This is a genomic window from Coriobacteriaceae bacterium (assembly GCA_025992705.1).
GTDB lineage: Bacteria > Actinomycetota > Coriobacteriia > Coriobacteriales > QAMH01 > QAMH01.
This window is the reverse complement of the sequence record DAJPGJ010000001.1, coordinates 1,246,730-1,258,550: the sequence shown is the minus strand read 5'-3', so window position 1 is coordinate 1,258,550 and position 11,821 is coordinate 1,246,730. Positions and strand designations below refer to the sequence as shown.

Below are 11,821 nucleotides of genomic sequence, written 5' to 3'. Positions count from 1 at the left end.
CGCATCCTTCGCGTCATGGACGATGCTGTGTTACTATGCCCGTCGTATTGCAAATCCGCCGCATGGGCGACGGGGGCTGTTCGCAACATCCAGCCATAAAAAACTAAGGAATCACCATGGAGAAAACTCAACGTAACCTCATGCTCTGCGGCATGGTATTCGCCATCGCGCTCGTCGTGTCAAATATGGTCGCGGCCAAGACGATTGCGACGGGCTTCACGCTGTTCGGCACGGCAGTCGTCGTTCCCAGCGCGGTCATTTGCTACTTCATCACCTTCCTTATGACGGACGTGGTCGGCGAGATCTGGGGTCGCAAGGAAGCACAGCTCATCGTCAAGTGGGGCTTTGTCTGCCAGGTCATCGCTTGCGTGCTCATCGCCATCGCGCAGGTACTGCCGGCGGCAAATCCCGAGATGCAGGGTTCCTACGAGATGCTGCTTGGCCAGAACGTCGTCTTTGTCGTTGCCTCACTGCTCGCATACCTCACGAGCCAGAGCTGGGACGTCTTCGTCTTTCACAAGATTCGGGGGTTCTTCCTAAGCCGTGGCAAGAGCAGCACGTGGCGCTGGGTGTGGAACAATGCCTCGACCATGAGCTCGCAGGCGATTGACACCGTCATCTACATCACGGTCGCCTTCGGCATCGGCATTGGCTGGGCCTTTGACGCGGCCATGCTGCCGACGCTTCTCGCGATGATGGTGGGGCAGTACGTGTGCAAGTTCATCCTCGCTGCTCTCGATACGCCCGTCTTCTACTTCCTCACGCGCAAGAGCTCTCGCAGCGAACTTGCTGTCGCCGAGGAGCAGGCATAAGCGAGCCATGGTCTCCCCATTCTCTTCTTGGTCGCATATAATATGAATTCGAGATAGATATACCTGGCGCATGCTGCCATGAGGAGCAGAGGAGCACATCATGAGTTTCTTCAAGGAGTTCAAGGAGTTCATCAACCAGGGCGACGTGATGGACATGGCCGTCGGCATCATCATTGGCGGTGCGTTGACGGCAATCGTCACGGCGCTGACTTCGGACATCATCCAACCGCTCATCAACTTCATCACGGGCGGAAATGCCGAGGTTGGGGGATTGGTCATTCCAGGAACGGGGATCGATTTCGGGTCGTTCATCAGTGCCTGCATCAACTTCCTCATCATCGCCTTCATCGTGTTCTGCCTTGTCAAGGGCGTGAACAAGATGAGGAGCATGGGCAAGAAGGACGATGCAGAACCCGATGCCCCTTGCTGCCCGTTCTGCCTCGAGGAAGTCAAGGTGGGTGCGACGCGTTGCCCGCATTGCGCCGGTGTCTTTGAGGCTCCCGCAACATCTGAGTAACCGAACCTTGCCTGAGTGCGTGCACGGCCCTCGCGCGTGATAAGCTCACATGTGTCATCGTGGAAAGGACCATCGTGAGAATTAGGATGAACGAGGACCGCGAGTACGTCGACAAGATTCGCGCGGGAATCCTCAAGCGTGAGGGCTATTGCCCATGCAAAGTGCAGATAAGCGAAGAGAACCACTGCATGTGCCAGGAGTTTCGTGACCAGATCGCAGATCCGGAGTTCGAGGGTTACTGCCACTGCCGCCTCTATTACAAGGAGCTCTAGCTTTTGAAGCTGCTGCATATCGCAGACCTCCACATCGGCAAGCGCGTCAACGGCCTGTCGATGGTCGAGGAGCAGGTTCACATCATCGACCAGCTTGTGGCGATTGCCCGCGAGCAGGACGTCGCCGGCGTCCTCATCGCGGGTGACGTTTTCGACCGTCCCATTCCCTCGCGGGAGGCACTCGAGACTTGTGAGCGTCTCTTCTTGGGTTTTTGCGAGAACGGCATCGAGGTCTTCGCCATTCCCGGCAATCATGATTCGCCCCAGCAGCTTTCGTTCTGCTCTGGTTTGCTCGGTTCTTCGGGGTTGCATATCGCCAAGGCCTTCGATGCCAGTATCGATCGCTTCACGGTCGAGCGGGATGGCGAGCGTGTTTGCATTCACCTGCTTCCCTTCGTGCGTCCAACCGATGTACGCATGGCGTTGCCGGATGTAGCTGAGGAAATCGTCTCTCATGACGACGCGGTGCGTCAGGCTCTTACCTGCGACGAGCTCGATGATGCTGCCTGCAACATCCTCGTCGCCCATCAGTTCGTCACGGCATCGGGCGTGCAGCCAGCCACGTGCGATTCTGAGATCGCGAGCGTGGGCGGTGCGGACAACGTGGATGCTTCCGCGTTCGATGCGTACGATTACGTGGCGCTCGGGCATCTGCATGGGGCCCAGCATGTCGGGCGTCCGCAGATTCGCTACGCCGGAAGCCCTCTCAAGTATTCGTTTTCCGAAACACGTCACGAGAAGAGCGCGACCATCCTCGACATCGAAGACGGCCGCATCGAAATCGGGACGTGTCTGCTCGAACCCCTGCATGACATGCGCGAGATTCGCGCTTCGTATGAGGAGATATGTGCGGGTGCTGACGGGGGAGACCCCCTCGATTACCTGCGTGTCACGCTTACTGACAAGAGCCTGCCCGATGCCATGGCAAAGCTTCGTGCGTTGTATCCAAACATCCTGCGTCTCGATTGGGAGCAGGTCGTTGCGCCGCAATCCCGAGCGCGCGAACGTCTTGCAAACGTCAGGCAATCGACCCCGCTCGAGCTCTTCTCCGCTTTCTACGAGCAACAGACGGGTGAGCAGCTCACATCGGACGAGCGCACGCTTGTCGAGGCATGCATCGAGGAGGCCACACGATGAAGCCCCTCATGCTCACCATGCAGGCATTCGGTCCATATGCCGGGCAGGAAACCGTCGACTTCTCCGCCATTGACCATGGTCTGTTCCTCATCTGCGGGCCGACCGGCTCGGGTAAGACGAGCATCTTCGATGCCGTCAAGTTCGCCCTATACGGTGTCACGAGCGATGAGCTGCGTCCGGCACGCGAGATGCGTTCGGCGCATGCCGCGGCTGACACGCTCACCTACGTCGAGCTTGTTTTCGAACATGCCGGACGCGAGTATCGCGTGTATCGTGCTCCTGCTCAGTCCCGTCCCAAGAAGCGCGGCGAGGGCCTGCGCGAGATTGGTGCGGAGGCCTCTTTCGAGGATGTCACCGGCGGTGTCTCGCTCGCGTCGCGTGATTCGGATGTTACGGATCAGGTGAGCGATCTTCTGGGGATTGATGCAGAGCAGTTCAGTCGCATCGTCATGATCTCGCAGAATGATTTTGCCGCAGTGCTCAATGCCAAGACGAAGGAACGCGAGACCTTGTTCCGCAAGATATTCGGTACGCAGGCTTATGCGCACATCCAGGAGCTTCTCGACGAGAGGCGTCATCTGCTCGAGATGGACATGAACACTGCACGTACGGGGCTTGAAGCGGAAATTGCGCGCATTGCGCCCCCCTGTGATGAAGAGCTTCTCGTCAGATACGACGAGCTCATGGCCTTGTCCGACCATGCCGTGCACGCACATGAGTTCGAAAGCCTGCTCAGGCTTGCGCTCGATGATGAGAACGCGCGTATAGATGCGCTCAAGGGAGAGCTGTCGCAGGTTCGGGAAGCCGTGGCTGCAGTCGACACCTCGCTTGGCGCGGCCGAGGCGCTCGAGAAAACGCGGGCAAGCGCCCGTGAGGCCCGTGAGTGGCTTGATGGCAACGCCGCGCGTATAGCCGATGCCGTTACCCTGCGCGATGAGCTAGTTGCTCAGGCTCCGCAACGTGATGAGCTGCGAGCGCGCCTGCATACGCTCGATGCGTCACTTGATGATTACGATGCGCTCGAAACGCAGCGCACGAGGCTCACCACGATCGAGCGTAACCAGCATGAGACGCAGGCTGCGCTCGAAAAGACGCGGCCGCAGCTCGAGCAGTCTCGTGCCAAGCTCGAGGCGGCCCTTGCGGAGCAGGCGACACTTGCGGATATCGAAGTGCGGGCAGCGCACCATGCAGCCATGCGTGAGCGCCTGGAGGCATCGCAGCGCGAACTCACCGAACTAGAGGCGCTGCGCAAGCGTCAGCTTGTACTCGAAGACGAGCTGCGCGTGCGTCATGACGAGCTTTCCCATGCGGAAGATGCGCTTGCGCATGCGAGTGCGGATTTGCTCGAGGCCCAACGCCTCTATAACGCTGACCGTGCGGGCATGCTTGCCGATGCGCTCGAGGAGGGCGCGCCCTGTCCGGTGTGTGGTTCGGTCGAGCATCCGCAGCTCGCGCAGCGCAGCACCGAGGCGCCAAGCGATGCGCAAGTTGAGCAACTTGCCGGTCAGCTTGACGAGGCACGTGTCCGTCGCGATGAATGCGCCGTCCAGGCGGCTTCGGTTTCGGCTCACGTGCAGGCTGGCCGCGATGCGCTCGCCGCACGCGTCAAGGCATCTCTTGACGAGACGCCCGACGATCTCGAGCATGCATTGCGTATGCAACTTGATCAGGTCGGCAGCGCGCTTGACGAGCTTGCTGCCGGCGAGAGGGCATGCGCCGCGGATGCGGAACGCCAACGTGAGCTTGGGACGCAGATTGCGAGCATGCGCGATGCAATTGACACGCTCGCCAAGCAAGAGCATGAGCTGCAGGAGCATATCGCGCAGCTCAACCTCGAACTCGCCCAGACCCGGACGAGCTTCGAGACGCGTCTTGCGGCGCTTGCGCATCCGAGCAAAAAGGCTGCCGAGGAGGCGTTGGTGGTCTTGAGAAAACGCCTGATGCAGATGGAGAACGAGTTCGAGACCGCGCGTGCGGCAGCCGAGAAGCTCGTGCGCACGCAATCCGAGCAGGAGGCGAAGCTCAAGGCCGCTCACGAGGCGCAAGGAGAGCAGGAAAGTCCTGATCTTGCGGAGCTACGCGAGAGACGAGCTGAGCTTGCGCGACGCAGCGATGCCCTTGCGAACAAGCTCACGTCCATGCAAACGCTCGTGGCTCGCCATGCGGATTGCCTTGCGGCTCTCGAGCAAGGCGAGAAGCATGTCACGCAGCTCGAGGAGAGCTTCACCTCCATCGATCTGCTCGCGCGCCTGGCCGCGGGCAAACTTGCGGGCAGTCTAGGCAAGGTTGCCTTCGAGACCTTCGTGCAGGGCGCTTACTTCGACCAAGTGCTGAATGCGGCAAACGAGCGCTTGCATGTCATGTCGGCAAGCCGCTATAGCCTTGCACACCGTGATGTCGGACGCAACAGGCGCTCGATCGCGGGTCTCGAAATCGACGTCCTCGATCGCTATACCGGTTCGATGCGTCCTTCCGAGACGCTTTCCGGCGGTGAGACCTTCCTTGCCTCGCTCGCGCTCGCGCTCGGCCTTTCGGACGTCATCATGGCACAGGCTGGCGGCATGTACATCGACGCGATGTTCGTGGACGAGGGCTTTGGTACACTTGACGAGGAGACCTGCCAGCTTGCCATCGAGGTGCTCGACAAGCTCAGCTCCGATGATCGCATGATCGGAATCATCAGTCACGTTCCCGATCTCAAGGAGCGCATCGCCCGTCAGATACAGGTCACGAAGACACGCTCGGGCTCCACGCTCGAACTCGTGCTCTAGGGGAGATACACAGCATGCTCAACGTCGTCTTGTTTCAGCCCGAGATACCCGCCAATACGGGAACCATCGGCCGTTCCTGCGTTCTCACCAACACGCGCCTGCATCTCATAGGTCCGCTTGGCTTCTCGCTCGACGACCGCATGGTGCGTCGCAGCGGCATGGGATACTGGCATGACATCGACTTGGTCACTTACGATAGCTACGACGAGTTCCTCGCCCAAAACCCCGATGCATGCCCCTGGATGTTCACGAAGCGTGCGGATGCGTACTACCACGAGGTTTCCTATGCGGATGGCGACTATCTCATGTTTGGTAGGGAGTCCACCGGCATTGACGATGCGGTGCTTGCGGCGCATCCCGAGCGCTGCCTGCGCATTCCCATGATTGAGCGCGAGGGGCTCTCACCCGTCACGACGCCGGGCCCGCTCAGTGACCCGACCGATCCCGACGCCGTTTCCCTCAACCTCTCAAACGCGGCAAACATCGTTCTCTTCGAGGCGCTGCGCCAGCTCGACTTTCCTGGTGTTATCTAGAAGTTACATACGCTAGGGGAGAGCATTGGACGCGCTCACCGTTTTTCTTAACCAAAAGACTCTCCACTGAACTAAAGTAGTCAAATTGGCTCTGTCACTTTCGGCTCGGCCGTCAACATCCGGAGGAGGGGTGTCTTGATGAATATCGGAATAGCGACGACGGCGTTTCTTATCCTGTTTCCCGTGCTCGTCGCTCTCGTCTTGATGTTCGTGCGCAACGACCGTGCGCGTAGCTATATCACCGTTATAGGCGCGCTCGTCATCGCTTGCGGTAGCATCTTCTGTGCGGTGCAGTTCCTGTCACCGGAAACTCACGTGTTTCCCGTCAGCGATACCGCCGCGATGGTCATCGATTACGTTGCGCTCGCAATCGAGGTCATCTTGTGCCTCTACATCTTCGTCAAGGGCGTCTACTACAAGAAGCCGCTTGCCGTCGTGCTCGCCGTTATCCAGCTTGGTCTGGCGACTTATCTCGACCTCGCGGTAGCGCATGACATCACCGTTGCCAACGAGCTCTACATCGATAACTTCTCGATCATCATGGCGCTCATCATCGGTATCGTCGGCTCGGGCATCATCGTCTACGGTTTGGGTTACATGCGCGTGCATGAGGCTCACAACGATGGCTCCGACCGTCGCAACATCTTCTTCTCGGTCATGTTCGCCTTCCTCGGTGCCATGTTCGCGATCGTCTTCTCCAACGCGCTCACCTGGATGCTCTGCGCTTGGGAGATCACCACGGTTTGCTCGTTTGCCCTCATCGGGTACACGCGCACCAAGGAGGCCATCGACAACTCCTTTTTGCAGATCACGCTCAACCTGATTGGCGGCATCGCGTTCTCCATTGCGCTGGTCTGGGTCGGTAGCTTCTACGGCACGATGGAGCTTGACGTGTTCATTTCCACGACGCTCTCCATGGCGTCAAGTGGCATGGCATTCGTCACCTATGCGCCCCTGCTGCTGTTCTCTCTCGCGGCATTTACCAAGGCAGCCCAGATGCCCTTCCAGAGCTGGTTGCTTGGTGCCATGGTCGCGCCCACGCCCACGTCGGCGTTGCTGCACTCATCGACCATGGTCAAGGCCGGTGTCTTCCTCCTCATCAAGATCTCTCCCTGCCTCGGCTTCACCATCCCCGGATTCCTCGTCATGACCGTCGGTATCGCGACCTTCCTGTTCTGCGCGCTTGCGGCTATCAGCCAATCCAACGCAAAGCGCGTGCTCGCGTACTCGACGATTTCGAACCTCGGCCTTATCGTTGCCTGTGCCGGTGTCGGTACTGACGGCGCGATTTGGGCCGCCATCTTCCTGCTCATCTTCCACGCGGTCGCCAAGTCGCTGCTCTTCCTGTGCGTGGGTACCGCCGAGCATCACATCGGCAGTCGCAATATCGAGGACATGGACGACCTCTTCGAGCGCATGCCGCGTCTTGCCCGTCTCATGGCCATCGGCATCATGGGCATGTTCATCGCGCCCTTCGGCATGCTCGTCTCGAAATGGGCGGCACTGCAATCCTTCGCGCAGTCCGAGAACGTCATCCTGCTCGTTTTGCTCGTCTTCGGATCGGCCGCGACCTTCATGTTCTGGACCAAGTGGCTTGGCAAGATCCTCGCCATCGCCAATAACGATGCTCAGGACGTCGAGCTCACCGTCTTTCGCAGCGAGTGGGCGAGCCTTGGCCTCATGACCGTCCTCACCGTCGGCTGCTGCATCGGCTTCCCGCTCATCTCGGTGTCCGTCGTGGCCCCGTACCTGCAGACCATGTTCGGCGTCGCCTCGAACGCCATACCCATCGGCGACCTGTGGATCATGGCAATCATCGCGCTCGTCATCGCCGTCATCTTCCTCGGCTTCTCCGGAAACACCAAGAAGCGCATCGCGCCGGTGTACCTTTCGGGCGTCGGTGTGGACGAGAGCGCCCGCACCTTCCGCAACTCCTTCAACGGGGTCAGCACCGCCACGCAGCGCAACTGGTACATGAACGACATCTTCGGCGAGCGCAAGATGGTGCTTATCGGCATCGTCGTCTCCCTCACGCTCATCTTCAGTTCCTTTGCCTTCGTCGTGCAGTCGGCGGCTGCCGAGAAAGACACGCTCGTGGGAATCTCCGCGGCACATGACTCCTACGAGGGCAGCCTCTGGGAGCAGAACAACATCGACTTCACCACCTACCAGCAATACTACGAGTACTATCGCCAGTCTTGGGAGCAGAACAAGGACGCCTTCAAGGAGATAGGCATCGAAGACATGGATGACCTCATGGACACGCTCTTCATCCAGATGTTCGTCCAGAGCTCGTCTTCGGATGCACAGGGCTCCGATAGCTCGAGCAGTGAAGGGGGGAACCAGTAATGGAGATCTTTGGCTTTTCGATCTGGTCAATCATCGGCGTGCTTGCGTTCCTCATCGTCGCGCCTTTCGTCGGCTGCATCCTTGCCGGTCTTGATCGCAAGATCACCGCGGGCATGCAGGGCCGTGTCGGTCCCAAGCTGCTTCAGCCCTGGTGGGATTTCCGCAAACTGCTTGCCAAGGAGGATGCCACCGTCAACGGCGCGCAGGACCTCTACGTCTGGCTTTACCTCATCTTCATCGTGCTCTCCGGCATGGTGTTCTTCGCCGGCGGCAACTTCCTGCTCTGCGTCTTCATCCAGACGCTTGGTGCGCTGTTCTTCATCCTCGCCGGCTACTCTTCGCGCTCTCCGTACGCAGACCTCGGTGCCGAGCGTGAGACCGTGCAGGTCATGTCCTACGAGCCCATGGTGTTGCTTGTCGCCATCGGCATGTTCCTGGCGACCGGCTCCTTCTACGTCGCCGATCTGCTCTCGGTCGAGATGCCGCTCGTGCGCTACCTGCCGCTCATCTTCATCGGCTTCCTCTACGTGCTCACCATCAAGCTGCGCAAGTCGCCGTTCGATATCTCGATGGCGCAGCACGCGCACCAGGAGATCGTCCGAGGTATCGTGACCGAGTTCTCGGGTCGCACGCTTGCCCTCGTCGAGCTCTCGCACTGGTACGAGACCATACTCTTCCTCGGGTGGACGGGTATGTTCGTCATCTGGGCCGGGGGCTGGGTTGCCGCCGTGGTGGCCATCGTCGTCGCGCTTGTCATCTGGTTCTTCGAGATCTGGATTGACAATAACTTCGCTCGTTTCAAGTGGGAGACGATGCTCAAGAGCGCCTGGTGGGTCGCGTTGGTCGCCGGTACCATCAATATCGTCTACCTGCTGTTCATCTAGAATCGGGAGGTGCCAACTATGTCAAACGTGGGAAAGTCACCCTGGATCATTCACTACGATGGCTCGAGCTGCAACGGTTGTGACATCGAGGTGCTCGCTGCGCTGACTCCGCTCTATGATGCGGAGCGCTTCGGCGTCGTCAACACGGGCAATCCCAAGCATGCTGACATCTTTGTCGTCACGGGTGGTATCAACGACCAGAACGCGCCGGTCGTCAAGCAGATCTACGATCAGATGCTCGAGCCCAAGGTTGTCGTTGCCTGCGGTGCGTGCGCCTGCGGTGGTGGCGTCTACCAGACCTGCTACAACATCCTGGGCGGCGTCGACACCGTCATTCCCGTCGATGCCTATGTCCCCGGCTGCGCCGTCAAGCCCGAGTCAATCCTCGATGCCGTCATCGCAGGCGTCGGGATTCTCGAGGAGAAGGCAAAGGCCATGAAGATGAATCCGGCCGACAAGGACCGGACTGACGCGCAAGCCTCGACGGGTGCGCATGCATCCGTTGCCGATGTCGATGACGTGCCCGGTGCCTCGGGTGCGGGCGTCGAGTAGGAGGGTGAGCATGATACTATTTCAGCCCAACGTGTTTGAGACCGTGGAACTCGATGCGCTCTTCGAGGCGGTTTCCGACTTCAAGCAGCGTGATTACCGTTTCGTGCAGATCTGCGCGACGACGCTCGAGGATTCCTGCGAGCTGCTCTACACCTTCATCGCACCTGATGCCGTTGACGGCTGCCTCACCGGTTTGACCGTGAACGTTCCCGATGGCATGCCCGTTCCCTCGATAACCGAGCTCTATCCCGCAGCCTTCGTCTTCGAGAACGAGACGCACGATCTCTTCGGTGTCAACATTTACGGCATCAACCTGGACTTCCAGGGGGAATTCTACAAGGTGTCCCAGAAGTTCCCGATGAATCCGCGCGCTGCCGAAGAAAAGCCCGAGACGGACAAGGAGGCCGGCAATGAGTAAACGCACCGTTGTCCCGTTCGGACCGCAACACCCCGTCCTTCCCGAGCCCGTGCACCTCGATCTCGTCTTGGAGGACGAGACCGTCGTCAATGCCATTCCGCGCATTGGCTACGTTCACCGTGGTCTCGAGAAGCTCGTCGAAAAGCGTGACTACACGCAGTTCGTCTACGTGACCGAGCGCATCTGCGGCATCTGCTCGTTCGGCCACTCGCTCGGCTATTCCGAGTGCGTCGAGAAGCTCATGGGCATCGAAATCACCGATCGCGCTGCCTACCTGCGCGTGATCTTCCACGAGCTCTCCCGTATGCACAGCCATCTGTTGTGGCTCGGCCTGCTGGCCGATGGCTTTGGCTTCGAGGCCCTGTTCATGCATGCTTGGCGTTTGCGCGAGACCGTTCTCGACATCTTCGAGCAGGTCACGGGTGGCCGCGTCATCTTTTCCGCCTGCGATGTAGGCGGCTTTCGCCAGGAAGTCTCCAACGAGACGCTCGCCGGCATCGTGATCAAGCTCGAAAGGCTGCGTGAGGAGTACCGCAGCATCGCCAAGACCCTGCTCGAGGATTCCTCCGTCAAGAGCCGCATGGTCGGTGTCGGGCACATCTCGACCGAGAAAGCCCTCGAGCTCTCGATGGTCGGCCCCTTCGCACGCGCCTCCAGCGTCGCCACCGACGAGCGCCTCAACGGTATCGGTGCCTACGGCGAGCTCGCCTCCTTCGAACCCGTGCTCTCCGATGGCGGCGACTGCTACGCGCGCTGCGATGTACGCGTGCGCGAGGTGCTGCAATCCATCGACATCATTGCCGAGCTCGTCGACAAGATTCCCGATGGCGAGGTCATGGTGCCTGTCAAGGGCGCGCCCGAGGATGGAGCCCAGGCGATGACGACGCTCGAACAGCCCCGTGGCCAGGCTTTCTATTACTCGAAGGGCAACGGTACCAAGAATCTCGCCCGCATGCGCGTGCGCACGCCGACGAGTCAAAACATCGCAGGCATGGTTGCCGCGCTTTCCAACGTCGAGCTTGCTGACGTACCCATGGTCGTCCTCACGATTGACCCGTGCATCAGCTGCACTGAAAGGTAGAGAGATGGGTGTATTCAAACTGGGCGGACTGACGCTCAAGAGCCTGTTCAGCAAGCGCGCGACGAGGAAATATCCCTACGAGGTACGCGAGGCCTTCGAGAACGCACGTGGCCAGATCGACATGATCGACATCCATAACTGCATCTTCTGCGGCATGTGCCAGCGCAAGTGCCCCGCCGATTCCATCGTCGTTGATCGCAATGAGTCGCGCTGGACCTACTGGCCCTACAAGTGCATCGCCTGTGGCGCCTGCGTGGCATCCTGCCCGACCAAGGACCTCGAAATGCTCAAGGAGCGTCCGCCCATCACGACGGACAACCAGACGACGCGTGTCTACGAGCTCACCGAAGAGGAGAAAGCCGAAAAGGCACGCATCGCCGCCGAAAAGAAGGCAGCTGCACTCAAGGCTGCCGAAGAGAAGAAGAAAGCCGCTGCGGCGAAGAAGGCTGCCGAGGAGGCAGCTGGCAACGCACCAGCGGGGGAGTAGTCCGAATT

The 11,821-nt window shown here is 59.7% G+C and carries 12 protein-coding genes; all 12 read left to right on the top strand.

Annotation, left to right across the window (positions count from 1 at the left end):
• Nucleotides 1-116: 116 nt before the first annotated feature.
• Nucleotides 117-812: a queuosine precursor transporter gene (locus OIM11_05720; protein ID HJJ00620.1), complete on the top strand. Its 696-nt coding sequence runs from the start codon at nucleotides 117-119 to the stop codon at nucleotides 810-812.
• Between the two features lie 100 nt (nucleotides 813-912).
• Complete coding sequence (gene mscL / locus OIM11_05715) at nucleotides 913-1,329, top strand: large conductance mechanosensitive channel protein MscL (GenBank protein HJJ00619.1); 417 nt, start codon at nucleotides 913-915, stop codon at nucleotides 1,327-1,329.
• Between the two features lie 74 nt (nucleotides 1,330-1,403).
• Entirely contained in the window at nucleotides 1,404-1,601 is a 198-nt protein-coding gene (locus tag OIM11_05710) for a hypothetical protein (GenBank protein ID HJJ00618.1), read from the top strand.
• A 3-nt stretch (nucleotides 1,602-1,604) separates the two neighbouring features.
• Complete coding sequence (locus OIM11_05705) at nucleotides 1,605-2,738, top strand: exonuclease SbcCD subunit D (GenBank protein ID HJJ00617.1); 1,134 nt, start codon at nucleotides 1,605-1,607, stop codon at nucleotides 2,736-2,738.
• Nucleotides 2,735-5,509 carry an SMC family ATPase gene (locus OIM11_05700; GenBank protein ID HJJ00616.1) on the top strand — a complete coding sequence of 925 codons (2,775 nt, stop codon included), beginning with the start codon at nucleotides 2,735-2,737 and terminating at the stop codon, nucleotides 5,507-5,509. The genes OIM11_05705 and OIM11_05700 overlap by 4 nt, the downstream gene beginning before the upstream one ends.
• A 14-nt stretch (nucleotides 5,510-5,523) precedes the next feature.
• Nucleotides 5,524-6,042: a tRNA (cytidine(34)-2'-O)-methyltransferase gene (locus OIM11_05695; GenBank protein ID HJJ00615.1), complete on the top strand. Its 519-nt coding sequence runs from the start codon at nucleotides 5,524-5,526 to the stop codon at nucleotides 6,040-6,042.
• Between the two features lie 138 nt (nucleotides 6,043-6,180).
• Nucleotides 6,181-8,391: a proton-conducting transporter membrane subunit gene (locus OIM11_05690; GenBank protein HJJ00614.1), complete on the top strand. Its 2,211-nt coding sequence runs from the start codon at nucleotides 6,181-6,183 to the stop codon at nucleotides 8,389-8,391.
• A complete protein-coding gene (locus tag OIM11_05685; protein HJJ00613.1) occupies nucleotides 8,391-9,275 on the top strand; it encodes an NADH-quinone oxidoreductase subunit H in 885 nt (294 codons plus the stop codon). The genes OIM11_05690 and OIM11_05685 overlap by 1 nt, the downstream gene beginning before the upstream one ends.
• 18 nt (nucleotides 9,276-9,293) lie before the next feature.
• Entirely contained in the window at nucleotides 9,294-9,827 is a 534-nt protein-coding gene (gene nuoB / locus OIM11_05680) for an NADH-quinone oxidoreductase subunit NuoB (protein HJJ00612.1), read from the top strand.
• 10 nt (nucleotides 9,828-9,837) lie between these two features.
• The gene (locus OIM11_05675) at nucleotides 9,838-10,245 is read left to right on the top strand and encodes an NADH-quinone oxidoreductase subunit C (protein ID HJJ00611.1); all 408 of its coding nucleotides are present in this window, start codon (nucleotides 9,838-9,840) and stop codon (nucleotides 10,243-10,245) included.
• A complete protein-coding gene (locus tag OIM11_05670; GenBank protein ID HJJ00610.1) occupies nucleotides 10,238-11,326 on the top strand; it encodes a nickel-dependent hydrogenase large subunit in 1,089 nt (362 codons plus the stop codon). The genes OIM11_05675 and OIM11_05670 overlap by 8 nt, the downstream gene beginning before the upstream one ends.
• 4 nt (nucleotides 11,327-11,330) lie before the next feature.
• A complete protein-coding gene (locus OIM11_05665; protein HJJ00609.1) occupies nucleotides 11,331-11,813 on the top strand; it encodes a 4Fe-4S dicluster domain-containing protein in 483 nt (160 codons plus the stop codon).
• The last annotated feature ends 8 nt before the right edge of the window (nucleotides 11,814-11,821 follow it).

What these genes read in the sequence shown, in the direction of transcription:
- OIM11_05720 (HJJ00620.1), top strand. Translation starts at nt 117, where the DNA reads ATGGAGAAAACTCAACGTAACCTCATGCTCTGCGGCATGGTATTCGCC.
- mscL (HJJ00619.1), top strand. Translation starts at nt 913, where the DNA reads ATGAGTTTCTTCAAGGAGTTCAAGGAGTTCATCAACCAGGGCGACGTG.
- OIM11_05700 (HJJ00616.1), top strand. Translation starts at nt 2,735, where the DNA reads ATGAAGCCCCTCATGCTCACCATGCAGGCATTCGGTCCATATGCCGGG.
- OIM11_05695 (HJJ00615.1), top strand. Translation starts at nt 5,524, where the DNA reads ATGCTCAACGTCGTCTTGTTTCAGCCCGAGATACCCGCCAATACGGGA.
- OIM11_05690 (HJJ00614.1), top strand. Translation starts at nt 6,181, where the DNA reads ATGAATATCGGAATAGCGACGACGGCGTTTCTTATCCTGTTTCCCGTG.
- OIM11_05685 (HJJ00613.1), top strand. Translation starts at nt 8,391, where the DNA reads ATGGAGATCTTTGGCTTTTCGATCTGGTCAATCATCGGCGTGCTTGCG.
- nuoB (HJJ00612.1), top strand. Translation starts at nt 9,294, where the DNA reads ATGTCAAACGTGGGAAAGTCACCCTGGATCATTCACTACGATGGCTCG.
- OIM11_05675 (HJJ00611.1), top strand. Translation starts at nt 9,838, where the DNA reads ATGATACTATTTCAGCCCAACGTGTTTGAGACCGTGGAACTCGATGCG.
- OIM11_05670 (HJJ00610.1), top strand. Translation starts at nt 10,238, where the DNA reads ATGAGTAAACGCACCGTTGTCCCGTTCGGACCGCAACACCCCGTCCTT.
- OIM11_05665 (HJJ00609.1), top strand. Translation starts at nt 11,331, where the DNA reads ATGGGTGTATTCAAACTGGGCGGACTGACGCTCAAGAGCCTGTTCAGC.